This window comes from Bradyrhizobium pachyrhizi, from assembly GCF_029714545.1.
Classification (GTDB): domain Bacteria; phylum Pseudomonadota; class Alphaproteobacteria; order Rhizobiales; family Xanthobacteraceae; genus Bradyrhizobium; species Bradyrhizobium pachyrhizi.
The window spans coordinates 6050435-6064920 of sequence record NZ_CP121667.1 but is presented as its reverse complement, the minus strand read 5'-3'; the positions used below and the strand labels follow the sequence as shown (position 1 = coordinate 6064920).

Annotated in this window: 13 protein-coding genes; 5 read left to right on the top strand and 8 right to left on the bottom strand. The window is 59.8% G+C overall.

Annotated elements, in window-relative coordinates; translation table 11 throughout:
* Positions 1 to 57 precede the first annotated feature (57 nt).
* Both QA639_RS28880 and dksA read left to right on the top strand, forming a co-directional pair.
* A complete protein-coding gene (locus tag QA639_RS28880) occupies positions 58 to 669 on the top strand; it encodes an NAD(P)-dependent oxidoreductase (protein ID WP_157343138.1) in 612 nt (203 codons plus the stop codon).
* Between the two features lie 210 nt (positions 670 to 879).
* Positions 880 to 1245, top strand: a complete 366-nt coding sequence (gene dksA, locus QA639_RS28875; protein WP_170991616.1) for an RNA polymerase-binding protein DksA — start codon at positions 880 to 882, stop codon at positions 1243 to 1245.
* A gap of 234 nt (positions 1246 to 1479) precedes the next feature.
* On the opposite strand, the gene QA639_RS28870 is transcribed toward dksA, so the two are convergent.
* The gene (locus QA639_RS28870) at positions 1480 to 3426 is read right to left on the bottom strand and encodes a hypothetical protein (RefSeq protein WP_283087825.1); all 1947 of its coding nucleotides are present in this window, start codon (positions 3424 to 3426) and stop codon (positions 1480 to 1482) included.
* Between the two features lie 476 nt (positions 3427 to 3902).
* Here QA639_RS28870 and QA639_RS28865 point away from each other — a divergent pair, with 476 nt between their 5' ends.
* A complete protein-coding gene (locus QA639_RS28865) occupies positions 3903 to 4781 on the top strand; it encodes a hypothetical protein (protein WP_283087824.1) in 879 nt (292 codons plus the stop codon).
* Here QA639_RS28865 and cap2-3 read toward each other — a convergent pair.
* A complete protein-coding gene (gene cap2-3 / locus QA639_RS28860) occupies positions 4750 to 7161 on the bottom strand; it encodes an anti-phage 6A-MBL system cap2_3 protein (protein ID WP_283087823.1) in 2412 nt (803 codons plus the stop codon). The two genes, QA639_RS28865 and cap2-3, sit on opposite strands and share 32 nt — an antisense overlap.
* Positions 7154 to 8383, bottom strand: coding sequence for an anti-phage 6A-MBL system MBL-fold protein (gene mblB, locus QA639_RS28855; RefSeq protein ID WP_283087822.1), 1230 nt, complete (start codon positions 8381 to 8383; stop codon positions 7154 to 7156). Before mblB ends, cap2-3 begins: the two co-directional genes overlap by 8 nt.
* Positions 8384 to 8560: 177 nt before the next feature.
* Between mblB and QA639_RS28850 the strand changes: the two genes are divergently transcribed.
* Positions 8561 to 9694 (top strand): T6SS phospholipase effector Tle1-like catalytic domain-containing protein, encoded by a 1134-nt coding sequence (locus QA639_RS28850; RefSeq protein ID WP_283087821.1) that lies wholly within the window; start codon positions 8561 to 8563, stop codon positions 9692 to 9694.
* On the top strand, positions 9691 to 10368 hold the full coding sequence (locus QA639_RS28845; protein ID WP_283087820.1) for a hypothetical protein: 678 nt from the start codon (positions 9691 to 9693) through the stop codon (positions 10366 to 10368). Before QA639_RS28850 ends, QA639_RS28845 begins: the two co-directional genes overlap by 4 nt.
* 170 nt (positions 10369 to 10538) lie before the next feature.
* Here QA639_RS28845 and QA639_RS28840 read toward each other — a convergent pair whose 3' ends face one another.
* From QA639_RS28840 to QA639_RS28820, 5 genes are all read right to left on the bottom strand, one after another.
* Entirely contained in the window at positions 10539 to 11528 is a 990-nt protein-coding gene (locus QA639_RS28840; protein ID WP_283087819.1) for a hypothetical protein, read from the bottom strand.
* A 171-nt stretch (positions 11529 to 11699) separates the two neighbouring features.
* A complete protein-coding gene (locus QA639_RS28835; RefSeq protein WP_283087818.1) occupies positions 11700 to 12368 on the bottom strand; it encodes a hypothetical protein in 669 nt (222 codons plus the stop codon).
* Between the two features lie 91 nt (positions 12369 to 12459).
* Complete coding sequence (locus QA639_RS28830) at positions 12460 to 12585, bottom strand: hypothetical protein (protein WP_283087817.1); 126 nt, start codon at positions 12583 to 12585, stop codon at positions 12460 to 12462.
* A gap of 128 nt (positions 12586 to 12713) precedes the next feature.
* Positions 12714 to 12938: a hypothetical protein gene (locus QA639_RS28825; protein WP_283087816.1), complete on the bottom strand. Its 225-nt coding sequence runs from the start codon at positions 12936 to 12938 to the stop codon at positions 12714 to 12716.
* Positions 12928 to 14325, bottom strand: a complete 1398-nt coding sequence (locus QA639_RS28820; RefSeq protein WP_283087815.1) for a hypothetical protein — start codon at positions 14323 to 14325, stop codon at positions 12928 to 12930. Before QA639_RS28820 ends, QA639_RS28825 begins: the two co-directional genes overlap by 11 nt.
* Positions 14326 to 14486: the final 161 nt, after the last annotated feature.

The following is a 14486-nucleotide window of genomic DNA, read 5'->3' as shown; positions in this document are numbered from 1 at the left end:
ACCTACATCCTTTTCGCTATCTAGTCACCATTGGAAACCATCAATCGGAGACTTGAGATGAAGATCGCCATCGCCGGCGCGTCCGGCCAGGCCGGCTCGCGCATCGCCGCGGAACTCGCCGGCCGCGGCCACGCCGTCACCGCCATCGCCCGCAACCCGGAGAAGATCGCCAGCCTGCCCAATGTCACCGCCCGCAAGGGTGACGCGAACGACCAGGCCGCCCTGGCCGCGCTGTGGGCCGGCCACGATGCCGCGGTCAGTTCGATCCATTTCCTGGTCAGCGACCCCGCCAAGCTGATCGGGGCTGCCAAGGCATCCGGGATCGGTCGCTATCTCGTGGTCGGCGGCGCCGGCAGCCTTGAGGTGGCGCCGGGCGTCCGCCTGGTGACCACCCCCAATTTTCCGCCCCAATACAAGGCCGAGGCCTCCAAGGGGGCTGAATTCCTCGACCTGCTGCGCCAGGAAAAGGACCTGAACTGGACCTTTTTGTCGCCCTCGGCACTGTTCGTGGCGGGCGAGCGGACCGGCAAGTTCCGCCTCGGAACCGACCAGCTGCTGACCGCCGCCGACGGCAAAAGCTCGATCTCGTTCGAGGATTTCGCAGTTGCACTCGCCGACGAAATCGAGCGCCCGGCCCATATCCGCCAGCGTTTCACGGTCGGCTATTGAGGGGGCAGGGCCGTCCCCGGGCAAGGCGGATAAGTTTGCCTGTGCAAGGCCTTGGGGGCGGCCCGCCTTTCGCGGTGGCAGATATTGTCTGTCACATGACGTGGCTATATAAGGCGCCGCGCGGAGGGGTTGTGTTCCCTCCGCCTGACAGGGACATGGCTGCCTTTGGAAAAGCTGAAGAACTACCGGCCGACTGAAAAAGAGCCTTTCATGAATGAGCGGCAGCGCGATTATTTCCGCGCCAAGCTGCTGGCCTGGAAGGATGAGATCCTCCGCGAATCGAAGGTCACGTTGCAGACGTTGCAGGAAGAGAACGTCAATCATCCCGACCTCGCGGACCGAGCGTCCTCGGAAACCGACCGCGCGATCGAACTTCGTGCCCGCGACCGTCAGCGCAAGCTGATCTCCAAGATCGACGCGGCGCTCCAGCGCATCGAAGACAACACCTACGGCTATTGCGAAGAGACCGGTGAACCGATCTCGCTGAAGCGGCTCGAAGCCCGCCCGATCGCAACGCTGTCGGTGGAGGCGCAGGAACGCCACGAGAAGCGCGAGAAGGTCTATCGCGACGAATAGTGGCGACGGATCGCCACGGATTGCTACCGGCGCGTATATGCCGACACACTTAGACCGGGGCGATGACGGTTTAAGAACGGGGCGGTAGGTGCATGGCTCCTTCTGCTACCGGGCGTTGGCGCTCGGCGAGATTTATTTTCTTTTGATGCCCCTAGGGGCAGCCAATTCGATGAAATTATTCTGTCGCTAGTCTAGCACCTGATTAAGCGGCGCCGAACGCTGGCGGAGATCCCTTCAGTACCATATGCCCTGGAGTTCGAGCTTCCGCATCTCCTTGATCAAGGGGACCAAGGCTTCGGTAGGCACGCGTCCGTCAGTCAGGTGATCCAGAAGCTCATGAACTTGAAGCATGCGCGGCACTCCCGCTTCGTCGTACAGCGGTTCGTCGATCTGCCACGCGAATTCGACGAACGGTGACACAACCCGCCATTCGATCGATTTGGCCCAAGACACATCGAAGTTCGTGCCCTTGGGTTCTTTTGCAACCCGTTCCGCAAGCGACTGCGCCTGATCGAGCTTCTCGACGATGAACTTCTTTCTCTTGTCGAAGACGCTGGGTTTTCCCACTTCGAAGTCGAGCGGCATTTCATAAGAGAAACATTCGATCAAAACGAGTCGATCGCCGATCCGAACCGCGGCATCGACTTCGCGCGGATTCCCGCTCTTCCATTTGAGATCGCCTTCGAGGCAGAGGTCGAGACCGCGAGCTCGGATCGCCTTGCGGACTGCATTCTCAAAGCTTACGCCGCCGCCGGGCGCCTTGCGGAGGCCGACGAAGATTGTCTGAAGTGCCGGAAGGATCGCCGCCAGATCGATCATGAGCTTGCCCATCGAGGGAATAAGGATTGGACGCTTGCCGCCACTCCAAAGACCGATGTTCTTTTGAGCCGTTTCACTCAACGATATGAATTCGACGGCTTTGCGCACCTCTCCGACGGCAAATGCCTTTTCGTGCCCCAGTTGCTTCGCGAACCAAACCGCTTCATTCGCGAGCTCGTCAGAATCGAAGTTGACCATCGTGTAACCGCGAAACATCAAGTTCGTGAAGTTGCTCATTGTCCTGTTGCGGCTTTGCGCCCACGTCGAATGATGCATCGTGATGCCGACGTACGTACCGAAGAACGCCGCAGCCCAAACGGCGAACAGTACCGCGTCGAAATCGATCCCGTACTTCAGCTTGAACGGCTCGACCATAAATGCGTTTTCGTTGCGGAATTGCGCCAATGAGAACGTTCCGATCTCAAAGTTGGTGGCGCCGTACCCGCGCGCGAATCGACCAGTGGCGCTGTCCCAGGCCGGATACTCCTCGGTCTTAGGGTTCGGTTTCATCTGCGCAAACTTGATCGTATCGCCGCGTTCGGCTTCGGCTTCGCCGGCATTCTCTTCGTCAAGCCATGTCCCGAGCCGAGTGCGAAAGCCAAAGTTCTCAGCGTTCCTTTCGTCGTACAGTTCGAACGAGAGCGGATTGACATCGCTGTCTTTATAGCGGTGCGAACCGAGCGTAGCGTCCCATTTAACGATGGACCCCTTGCCGATCGATCGCATCGCCGCCGACGCCCACCAGTATTCGTAGCAAAGCCCCTCGATGGCGAAGACGTCGATCAAATCCGATCTGCGGAAGTCCGTCATGACGATCTGATCCGTTTCTCGCAAAGCCTGGTACGCCTTCTTCGCCTTCAACTTTCCTCCGTACACCTCGGCCATGGCCTCATACCAAGCGCCGTCGAGGAGGGTCTGCAACCTCGTACGACGGACGGGACCGAGGTCGTCGGTCTCGTTCAGCGCGCCGTGCTTCGCATAGGCGAGCTCCGCGATCCGGCGCACCAACAACACGGTCGTGGCGTCGTTCTTGAGTCCGTGCTCCTCCGCGAGCATGGGGCGCAGGCGCCGGTGGAGATGAAACCAGAAGCCAGGAGAGTGACCGCAAACGAGCGTTGCGATCTCCGCTTCGATCTTGTCGAGATACGCGCGATAGATGAGCCACGCTGGATCGCCAGCGGCTTCGCCCAACGCGATGAGTTGGGGTGCCAACTCGCGTTGTCGAAGTTGCCGAGGAACATCGACGAGTCGCCGACGAATTTCCGCGTGATGTTTCATCATCAGATACGGAAACGTCTGCGAGTAGTAGAATTGAGTTACGACAAGCGGATCCTCTCCGCCCGCCTTTGTTTGAATATCCATGGACGCCTTCTCGTTGTCGCCAGTCGAGGGTGCGACATGATGACAAAAAAATTCCTTTAATAACAGTGGCTTATATCGAGCAATATAGCGATCTCCATGAGGCGCGTCGACTTGATATTTTCCGGCGGCGCCGGTCGCGATCGGAGAAGTTCGAACGGCGTGCCCATCGGAAGAGCGTGATGCGCACCAAACTCATCAAAACGTGCCGACTCAATGTAGGCGGCGTTGACGCGGATCTGGCCGACGTCCGGACACCGGCAGCTCCATCTCCTGTATTTGGACGATCCTTCCGCAGTGTGTGACGGGTGACGCAAAGCGAGTAGCGGGCGATTCGGGAAAGTCGCGGAGTATACTTGTACAGATCGGCCAAGCTGGCGTCGGCGCCAGCATCTTGCAACGCGCGTCCCAATTCACTTGAGTTATCGCCGTCGGTGGGACCGTGCGCGGGTGCGGTTGGCGCGCTTCTGCCGACCGGGGTGGCGGCGGCCATCTTCTTCCGGCTAGGCATTCACCAACTTGAACAAAGAGTCGAGTCCGGCCAACGTCTGGTCCTCGTGAGTCGTGCGGAATTTCGCGCGGCGTCGAGTCCGGGACTGTTGCGTGCAATGGCATGCCGCCGCTATTTGATGGCGGAGCCGATTGAGGCCCGGGAGGCGGAGAACGGCAGGTACATGGCGAAGAAGGGCGGGTCGCAGAAGCTCAAGGATCAGAACCGTTGGCAGCTCTGGCTGATCATCGCGGCCAACGCCGTCGTGTTCTACGGTGCGTGCCAATGGGAGACCTTCGAGATGTCGGGCCTGAAGGCCGCGCTCGCCGGCGCGGCCAATCTGTTGCCTGTAGGTCTCGCGATCGTCGTCACCACGGTCGCCAATGGCATGCTGAGTTCTCCGATGAAGGACAGGCTGGTGTTTCTGCGCTGGCATGAAGCACTTCCCGGACATCGGGCCTTCAGCGTGCATGCGAAAGCGGACCCGCGGATCGACTTCACCCGTCTGCAGCGGGCTTGCGGCAACAAAGTTCCCACCGAGCCGAAGGCTGAGAACAGCCTGTGGTACCGCTTCTACCTCGAAGTGCAGGACGTTCCGGCGGTGCAGCAGGTGCACCGTGATTTCCTCTTGCTGCGCGACTACACGGGTCTGGCCCTGCTGTTCTTCATCGGACTCGGCATCGCAGCCGTCTTTCTCGTCGCACCGTGGAAGGTGTTCGGCTTGTACCTCGGCATTCTGCTTCTTCAACTGATCGTCGTCAGGCACGCCGCCGCGACCTACGGCGTCAGATTTGTCTGCACCGTACTGGCCCAGAAGGCCGGAAAGCCAACGACCTCTAGCGCCGCCAGCCGAGCACCACGCGGATGATGCTGAACCGGCGTCGCGGCGGATCGATGACGATCGGCGGGCTCGTTGGCTCGAAGAGGTGAGGCCGGATTTCGGACGGCGTCACGATCGTGACGAGTGTCGGCAGGCCGACGCGATCCAGTATCGATCTGAGGCTGGTCACTGCGCTCTTGTCGGTGTCGCTGAGATCCGAGCCGCCCATTGGGTGGGTATGCCATTCGCCGACGTAGGTCAGCAGGCTGCCGGTCCTCCGGTGAACCACATCAAGCGCTTCGGGAAGCTTCTCGGTGCCTCGCGCGAAGACCCATGGCGTGCCGCGGCTGTCGGGCGGGGCAGGCACCAGGCGGGTCACGTAGATGGTCTTTCTGGGCGCGGCGATGCGACCGACAAGAATTCCGCCGGTTTCGCTCGGACTGTGCTTGCGCAACAGCGCCGACATAGTCTCGGCGGCGTCGGCCGCGATCCGGATTTGCCATCCGGCATCGGCGTCGAGGACGTGGGTGGGCGCGAACGTCTGCGTGGATGCCCTGCCGTCCCCATTGTCACCGAGGAAGCTTCTATAGACGGCGCCGTCGGTGCGGGACGGACCGTCCTTGGCCAGGTACGGTCGGAGCCGTCGCGTCACCGCCGCCGCATGGAACGAGACCACTTCGTCGGCCAGCCGCATTGTCGCCGAACTGCAACTGAGCCCAATCTGGATGTCTTCGAGGCCGCCCGATCCGACGCGATCGTCGCGGGTCGCCTTCACCTCTTCGAGCCAGGCGGCGACCCCATCGTCGTCGATCGCGGAATCGTAGATCAGCGTCTGTAAGTCGTCGATACGCGGGTTCCGGTCCTGTCCTTCGATTGACAGTAGTCCCAGTTTTCCGCGATGCGCGATCTCCGCGCGGTGTACGCGGACTGTAGCCGGAAGATCGGCGTCGCGCAGCGCGTTGAACACGATGTTCGACGCCGTCATGTCGACGAGGTTTGCGTACCCGTCGAAGAAGCCCTCCTTGCGCAGACGAAACAGCGCGGAGCCCTTGACCGCTTCGATAGGAAGATCGCGTTGACCCGGATAGAGCTTGATCAACTCGTCCTTGAGCGCTTCAGCCTTCGCAAGGCCGATGGCCCGCCCGCCCAGCGCGTGTCGGACAAGGTTGTGTGGCGCGATCTTCGCGTTGTCGACGATCTTCAGCCTGACGCTGCCGCTCCGGGCGAGGTGGGCTGAGACTTTCGAACCGAGCGCGCCAGCGCCGAAGATGACAGTCGGTTGTGCCGCTCCGTCTGCCGGCAGCGCCGAGATCTGCCTCGCGAAGTCGGGAGTCAGAGGCGTACGATGGTCGGACAGGAAGACGGTCGCGGCCGGATTCCATGCGCCGTCCTTGGGACAGTGGTCGCCGCCCGCCGAAACGAGGAAATTGAGGAGCTCCACGTCGGATTCGGTTCCGAGTACCTGCTGCGGCCGCCTGACTGCCAATACAATCGGTACGCCCGCCATGATCTGCAGTTCGTGCGACAGATAGTCGCCAAGAGCGCGCGTGAGCGGCAGTCCGAGATCCTTTGCCCACGCCTCGAACTCGCCGAGAGTTTGCGGAAGTTCGCCGAAATGCTTCCGTGACACGGTGCTCTCGTCGGCCCAGACGAGTACGCCGAAGAGCCGGCGCTGAAGAAAGCTTTTGTACTCCGGCTTTTCCTGCAGCACATTGATTGCAAGAGCCAGCGACTTCTGGTCGGCGTAGGACTCCGACGAGACGAACGCGTCCTGCCGGACCGCGTACCCCGTCGTGCCGATTTCGGCCATGCTCTCGTCGTCGAGCAGGTCAAACGACGTCACGACGTGACCGGCGGCGCCCCCGTGGGCCTTCCAGTGATCGAGAATTCGTCCAAGGTTGTCACCGGGCGGATAGTAGAACGTGCCCAGGGTGTCGACCGCGCGTGTGGGTTCGAAACCGTCGCCCTCGGGCACCAAGCGGTTGCGGGCGGCGTCGCGTAGCCAACCCCGGGCGCGCTCCACGAGATCGACGACAGTATGCTCGGCGAACCAGGTGTCGATCGAGCCACGATGCAGGCACAACCATGCCGGCGTCCCAGGACCGGTAACGTTGACGTGCGGAAACGCCGTCTTCGAGAAGTCGGTCCGGTCCGAATAGACGTAGGGCGCGAAATACGGAAACGATTTCCGGTTGAACAGCAGGACGATCGGTTCACGCTTGCGGATATCGACGCCGTCGACGGGACCGCGGCTCGGGAGTTCGACGTCGACCGTGAGAGGCACAGCGACATAGTTGGCGTTCCAGTGGAGGACCGGTACGGCCTGTGCGGCGAACTTGGCCCGCAAATCCGCGATCGCCGACCTTATGGCCGGAGACAGTTTCTCCTCATCTTCCTTCGGTTGCGACGCAGAATGCAGTTTATCCATAGGTCTGCGGAGTGCTCGCGACCTTCTTGACCGCGTCATCCACGTAGCCGACGTCCTTTGGATCGAGCAACACCGGACCGCTCTCGCTCATTTCGAAGGTGGTCGGCAGGGGGCGCTTCGGATCACCTACCTCCGAAAGGCTGAGGAAATTTTCCTCGCCGACGGCCTTTTCGTACTCCTCCTTGGCCGCGAAATGCGGAGGATTGTCGTCGTCGTCTTTGATCGGCTTGCAAGATGCGATCACGCGTGCGCCATCGAGACCCTTGCCGAGGATGGCAAGAGAGTCCTCGGCCGGCACCTTGTTGTGCTTGTACTCGAGCTCGCTGAAGAACGTCCACGAACAGTGATGGGGGCCAAGGAACAGATCGAACGCCAGCTTATCGTCGTCACTGAGCTCCAGAATCTTCGACCAGATCGCCGCACCGGCGTCGCCGCCGAACATGGCGAGACCGGCGTGTTTCGTTGTTCCCACGTCGAAGCAGGCCTGCAGCACCACGCTGGTGTCGTTGCGATCGGCCAGCTTGTCATCGACTTCCTTGCGGAACGGCGCATGGACGAAGAAGCGGAAGTCCTTTTTCTTCTTCCGGTCGATAATGTCGATGTAGTTGCCCGGCGTGATGACTAGGTCGCCCAGTCCTTTGTAAGCCGGGTTGTTGCTGTGTCCGACGACCCGGATGCGGTTTCCGGCCTTGTTGCGCTCGGACGAGTTCGCAAGATGGAGGTCGATGCGGCGCTGCGCTTCCTTCTTGAACGCCTTAGCCCACTTCGACAGCTCGCCCTCGTGGTTCGCGAAGATGCGGTGGGTGAACCACAGTTCGTCGATGAGGATCAGGTCTTCTTTGGAGTGCTTCACCGTGTATTTGGCGGGGTCGCCCGTGTAGAACATGGTGTTGAACCCGCGGCAGTGATCCTGATCGGCGTGGGTCAGGATGAACACGTCGACGTGGGGGATCTTGCCGTCGAGCTTCTTGCCGAAATCGAGCAGATGCTGATGAACGTCGTAGCGACTGGGGTCGTCCTCATCGCTGGCTTCCTCAGTGGTGTTGCAGTCGATGATGATCTGAGTGTTGTCGCTCAGGGTGATCAGCGAGCAGTCGCCGTTGCCGACGGGAAAATAGGTAATCCGTGGGTCCATTGCATCTTCTCGAATCTTATAGGAATAAATGAAACTGACGGTTGAGGACTTGGTGGTGATACGACAGTTTAGCAAGGTGCGGTACACGTACTTTTCTGCATGAATCAAAACTCTTTTTCGTTGACTCTTTGTCTGCTCGATTGTCTGGAGCGATTTGATTCGCCGGATAGTCACCGACGAGTTCGGTCGACGCACTCGATGGCGGAGGCCGTGATAACGCCATGCCAGGGCGCGGTTTTTGTAGGTCGATATTGGAGTGATCTCATGAAGCGTCTCGCGATCTATCTCGACGGCACTTGGAACACGCTAAACAACAACACGAATGTTTGGAGGTTGAAGTCCCTAACCGCCCAGACTGCCGACCAGTGCGTGTACTATTCACAGGGAGTCGGTACCCGGCGCGGCGAATCGGCGCGAGGCGGTGTCACCGGGTGGGGTATCGACGACGAGATCATCGAAGCCTACACGTGGCTCATCCAGAATTTCGACGACGGCGACGAGATCTTCATCTTCGGTTTCAGCCGTGGCGCGTACACGGCGCGCAGCCTATCGGGATTGATTTGCAAGTGCGGCGTCCTCAGGCTTGGCGCGCCGCTGTCCATCGAGCAGCTCTACGCGCGGTATCGAATCTACGATGCCCCGACGATCAGGTCGCTGCAGGGTAAGCCGCTGCCGGACGATGCCTCACTCGAGGAGCGCTGGCTGACGGCCTATTCGCGACCCACCAAGGTCAAGTTCATTGGCGTATGGGACACCGTCGGTTCGCTCGGCCTTCCTGTGTGGAGCATGGCGGCCAAGGTCCGCAAATATCGGTTCCTCGACACGCATTTGCGGCTTGACAATGAGTACGCCTTCCACGCGCTGGCCCTGGACGAGCACCGGAAGAATTTCGAGCCGACGTTCTGGACCAGGACGGATAGGGTGGGGCACGAAGGGGCCGCCGAACGGCAGATCGACAAGGTCGAGCAGCGTTGGTTCGTCGGCGCGCACGCCAACGTCGGCGGCGGCTACGCGAGCGACCCGCTGGCGCAGCCGCCCCTGAAGTGGCTGATGGAGAAGGCAGCCGGCCTGGGGCTCGCCTTCCGTAGCGAGGTCACGCTCGATGTCTCGCAGGTCGCGCCGCCCGTCACGGATTCCTATCGCGAGTTCGCCTGGGGGCTCTACCGCTTCGTGTCACGGCCATTCTACCGGCCCGTCGGCTTGCCGCCGGACAAAGGAACGCAAGCCACGACCTCGCGCATCAACGAGACCGTCGACGGCTCGGTCTTCGACCGCTGGCGGGCCGATAAGTCCTACCGCCCGCCGAACTTGGCATCGTGGGCGAAGGCGAAGGGGGGCGATCCCGCCGGGTTCGCCGGCGCGGTCCGTACCGACGATCCGAAAGTGAGCGTGCCTTGACGCTCGACATCCTGAGAATGGACGTCGCGAAGGACCTGCTGCGCAAGATAGCGAAGGAGGAGCGCTGCCTGTTCCTGGCGCTCGGCCATGCGTCAAACCAGGTGAACGCGCTCTGGAAACTGGTGATCGTCCTGACCAACGGTGACGAGAACGATCCGGTGAAGCAACGACTGGAGGGCGCGCAGACGCAGATCTTCGTCAGGCTGACCATTGGCGCGATGTGGGAGGCATGGCGGTTGGTCGACGACCGCTTCCTGAGACGTCCGCTTGGGAGGGAGTTTTTGCCAACACTCGATCGCCCGGCGACCGATGCACTGGACCGGTTGAAGATGCGATTCGGCAAGGGCAGCGGTCTCTCGACGATCCGCAATAACTACGCGTTCCATCACCCGGCCATCGACGATATCGAGGCGGCGTTCGAAAAGGCGGCGAACGAAAGCGACAGCGAGCAGGCCGACTGGGCGGCCTATTTCAACAAGGCGCTGCTGAACACGTTCTTCTTCGTTTCCGACTACGTGTTCGCCCACGGCATGTCCGATGCCTTGTCCGAACCGGACGTGAATGAAGCGTATCGCAAGCTTCTCGGCGAGATGGCGCCGGTCGCGAACGATCTCTCGGAATTCACGTTCGGTTCGCCGTCGCGAATTTTCGGCGCTATGTCGGCGACGAATTGACGATGACTCTGGTGGCGAAGGTCGAGAATGCCCCGGACATAGACGATCTAAGGTTTCCGTTCCTCGTCGAGACCCTGGGCCTGCGGAACGGTTGATAATCGCCAGAGCGAAATCGAGCTTTGAAGACTTTTGGTCGGCACTGCAGCACCTTCGACGCCGGAAACGACATCTTACGTTTTGGGCTTTTTGGCTTCGCGCTTTTGCTGCTCGTCCCTTGCTCGATCGTGCTTTTCAACACCTCTGTCACGACGCCGTTTACGCTTCGAACGCGGCGCCTGACGAACGACGCCCGGCCCGGCGGAGATCGTAGTCAGCACGCTGACGTTCTTCAGTTCACGCATCTTACTGGTCGCCGTGACGCCCTCCGCGCGGGCCGCCTGGATGAGGTTGTAGATATCCTCGCCGCGGATGGTCGTGCCGGGGTCGGCCATGATGACCGTATCGAGCTTGATCGGGGCGCGCTCGGCTTCCTCTTCGCTCGCGCCTGACCGACCTTGCGTCACAAGCGTCTCGAGCATGGATTCGTGGAACACTTCGCTCATGCCCGTACCGCCGGCCAGCCGCCGGTGAACCTTACCGGGATGCGCACGCATGAGCTCGAGGAAGCCCGCGTCGGCCTCGGATAGCGGCAGATGGTAATCGTTGTAGCGAACGAAAGGTTTGCCATCGACATACATCTGGAAATGCCAATGGGGGACTTTCGAGTGATCGCCGCCGCCGTCGTGACCGGAGAGGTCCGTCGCCCCGCAGGAGAACGACCACTCCAGGTTCTTGAATTTAACGGTCAGCTCGAGCAGCTTCCCCGTACCTTCGTCGGCGAGATCATTGATGTTCTGGGCGAAGGATTCTTCGTTGGCGACCCAACGCACGTAGTTTTCGAGGATACTCCAGCTCAGGTCCGTCGCCAGCTGTTCGATGTGTTCCTTACGGACGCCCTCCGGTTTGAGAAGCCAATGCCGGCACGGCTTGCTGACGTCAAAGCTCGTTAAGGGATTACCACAAAAGCTGCATGAGCCCGCTTTGAAAGCCTGGCGGAATGCCTTGTGCTGCGCCATAGCTTCCTTGCGGTTCAGTTCGTTGACGCGGTCGATCTCTGACCTTGGGAGGCTCGCCATGAACTGTGCGAAGGTCTGCGCGCTGGGTCTGGAGGTGCTTGTCATCGGCGGAATATTGTCGGCTTCATGGAGAAGACGCGATCTCATACCACAGTGCTAGGTGGCGCAGGAATACCCCGGCGAAGTGCAACACGGACGCGAAAATAGACGGATGCCGGCGGCAGGTCGGTAGCACAGATCCGCTTGGTGGCGGAATCCTCTGCCGGGAAAAGCGGCTTAAGTGATCTCCGGTGTTGTGCCGGATTCTTGGTTGCGTGGCATGAACAGAAGAACGAGCCCGAGCGCCGTAATGGCTAAACCGAGCACCGGTATGAAATAGAAGAACAACGGCGTCCACGATCGCGGAAACAACTGGACACCGGTCTTGCATGGCTCCTCTCCGGAGTCCGCCTTGCGCAAGCGCATCTGCCTGTCGTCCTTCGCGACGGGAGCCCAGAGAAGAGTGGTCTGAGCGCCCCTGTAGAAGTTCGAGGTGTCCTGTTCGCAGATGTCGCCAGTCTCGGCCTCAAGACAGCATTTGACTATGCCGGCGGCCGGCGCTCCTACCAGGACGAACAGGACGCAGGCCTGGAAGAACTTGGCTTCCCATTTGTCGGTGTTCAGCCCTTCGAGCCACACAACCGGCGTACGCGCGGCCCAATGTTTGCCAGGTCGAAGGACGTGTAGCGTGAACGGAATGGACGCCAGAAAGAACAGCCCGCCGCCGACGATGACCCCGAAATACGCAATTCCGGGCGCGTTGTTCATCGGGACATCGGCCTTTTCGCCGAACAGCCGGCCGACGAACTCCGTCCCACCCTGAAGCGAGATCGTGGTGGTGGCCAAAAACAGCACCGAGGCCACAGCCAGCCAGCCCCATACCTTCGAAAGATGTCCCTGATTCATTTTCGGGATCCGGATCTGTCGACCATTGGCGGCATTTGCGACTCCTTACGCTGCGGCGTTCGGCCTATCGGCACAGCGAACCTCGACTGCATCATCTACCGCAAGCTTGGGTGAGAGCTTGCTGCAAGGCGTCCCTGGCCTTGCCGTTCGCGTCGAACAAGTTCGCAAGCGCCTTGCCCAGTTCGCCGGACGGCTTCACTTCGACGTCAAGGACCATGCAATCCGATCCACGTGCCTCGGCCTCGACGGTGACGTTCTCGGACACGCTCGGGACGTTGTGCTTACCGAAGACCTGGCCGACTACGCTCTGATCGCTGCCGTGGCAGTGGAGTTGTGTGTCTATCCCTATCTGCGAAGTCGCCCCGGTCGATTGATAGCAAACACCACGAGCTTGTGGTCCTTCTTGTCGACGCCCAAGCTCTTCACCATCGAGCAATCCAGCTCGTCGATGACCGGCCGCAGCTTGGCCGTGATGAGGTTGTCCACCAGATCGTCGCAAGCTGCGTCCGCCGTTCCACAAAAAACGAACGCGAGGATCGCGGATAGCGTGGCGCTGCCCCTAACGAGCATTCCACTCTCTTTGTGGCGCAAGGAATACTACGTTGTTTCGCGGATCTGGTTCGATCGTTAGAAACTGAAGAGATTGTCTTGATGTTGCCGGAAGCCTACGTGTGATTTCATCAAACAGCCGTACGGTGATAATCTGGCTTATCGCCTGATCCTTGAGCCGTATCGGTTGTGGATCTTCCTCCCACTTGAGCAAATTAGGTCCATCTGTAAGCGGCTTTTCTTCATCCACTGTGCGCACCATCCACGCCTCGAGATGCCCCTCTGTGTGAGCCCCGCACTCAGTGCAGCCTGTGGTGGCCGACACAGAGATGCATATTTTTTTCTCGGTTTTGACCCCTTCGTCGATTTGAACCTTGCCAAAATTCGTACCGGGAGATGTGTCGTCGTCCTTGTATGCTGTATGCTTGTCTTCGATAGTTTTCACGCGCAGTAAGTCGAAGACGTATCCACTTTCAGGTGGATAACACTCCTTCGTGACGTCACCTCCGCCCCCATTCTTAGTGGCAGATAAGGGCTCGGTTTTTAGAAGTTTCTCTTCTTTCTTTTTCTCAATCGCTATCGTGTTGACGGTATAGCTGCCAAGCTGATTGGGAAGCACCGTGAATAGAAATGAGAAGTAGATCTGCTCCGGCTGCCCTCCTATCCAGCTGCCCGACGGCCGGAATATCGTGAGGGTTCCCGTTTCGAAGCCCGTGCCCTTGGTTGGTTCCGAAAAAACCGTCCTCGGCACCACGAAGCCGATTGATACGTCCGTAAGTTCTGATGGTGCGAAATCGGTGTTCTTTATCCTGAGTTTTGGAGCTGCGACACCGGTGGCGTGTAAGCGGACCCCTGAAATCGCGATGCGGACAGTATCGGAGATCGAGGAAGGGGCGACGTAGCTCGGACTATACGCGATCACCATGGGTTTCTTCGTCCAAGAGAACACGTCCGCCGTGATGGCAGCGAATGTGTTGCCTAGCTGCAGTCCTTTGCCGACTGGATCGCGGACAGCTTTTCCCATTTCGTTTATCGCGCTGAGCGTGTCTGAAAAGGCCTTTTGCTGCTGTTTATCAAGTGCACCAAAAGTCAGATTCACGGAGTCCGCGTAAGCAGTAGTTAGGGACTGAATGAGCTGATCAGATAGCTGAAACGCCCGCATCAAAGTGACTCGGGCTTCGCCTCCTGCCTGCGCTATGAGGGCGGACATTTCAGCGCGAAAGTGCGAGATGATGTCCTTTACGTCGCTACTCGGAGCCAAGATGGCGGGAGTGAGATCCGCTCTTGCGGGGGAGCTGACGACCGCAAGAAATATGAACAAAGAGAGTATGAAGCTTTTGCAACGCATGACGCTAATACCAAATAAGATGAAATGATTGATTGAAACAACTTCAGCGGGCGGAGTCAAGGCGTCTCGCCTACATCTGGCAATGGGAGTTCGTCTCGGATTTTCAACTTCGCGTTCGTGGCCACCGAGCGCTCCGTGTCGAAGCCTTGGTCCGACGTCTTGGCTGGAGCACGAAGGCGACGATGGGCTCCGCACTGGCGTCGGGCTCCGTCGTCACCGGT

What these genes read in the sequence shown, in the direction of transcription:
- QA639_RS28880 (WP_157343138.1), top strand. Translation starts at nt 58, where the DNA reads ATGAAGATCGCCATCGCCGGCGCGTCCGGCCAGGCCGGCTCGCGCATC.
- dksA (WP_170991616.1), top strand. Translation starts at nt 880, where the DNA reads ATGAATGAGCGGCAGCGCGATTATTTCCGCGCCAAGCTGCTGGCCTGG.
- cap2-3 (WP_283087823.1), bottom strand. Translation starts at nt 7,161, where the DNA reads ATGGATAAACTGCATTCTGCGTCGCAACCGAAGGAAGATGAGGAGAAA.
- QA639_RS28840 (WP_283087819.1), bottom strand. Translation starts at nt 11,528, where the DNA reads ATGACAAGCACCTCCAGACCCAGCGCGCAGACCTTCGCACAGTTCATG.
- QA639_RS28870 (WP_283087825.1), bottom strand. Translation starts at nt 3,426, where the DNA reads ATGGATATTCAAACAAAGGCGGGCGGAGAGGATCCGCTTGTCGTAACT.
- QA639_RS28850 (WP_283087821.1), top strand. Translation starts at nt 8,561, where the DNA reads ATGAAGCGTCTCGCGATCTATCTCGACGGCACTTGGAACACGCTAAAC.
- QA639_RS28825 (WP_283087816.1), bottom strand. Translation starts at nt 12,938, where the DNA reads ATGCTCGTTAGGGGCAGCGCCACGCTATCCGCGATCCTCGCGTTCGTT.
- QA639_RS28830 (WP_283087817.1), bottom strand. Translation starts at nt 12,585, where the DNA reads ATGGTCCTTGACGTCGAAGTGAAGCCGTCCGGCGAACTGGGCAAGGCG.
- QA639_RS28835 (WP_283087818.1), bottom strand. Translation starts at nt 12,368, where the DNA reads ATGAATCAGGGACATCTTTCGAAGGTATGGGGCTGGCTGGCTGTGGCC.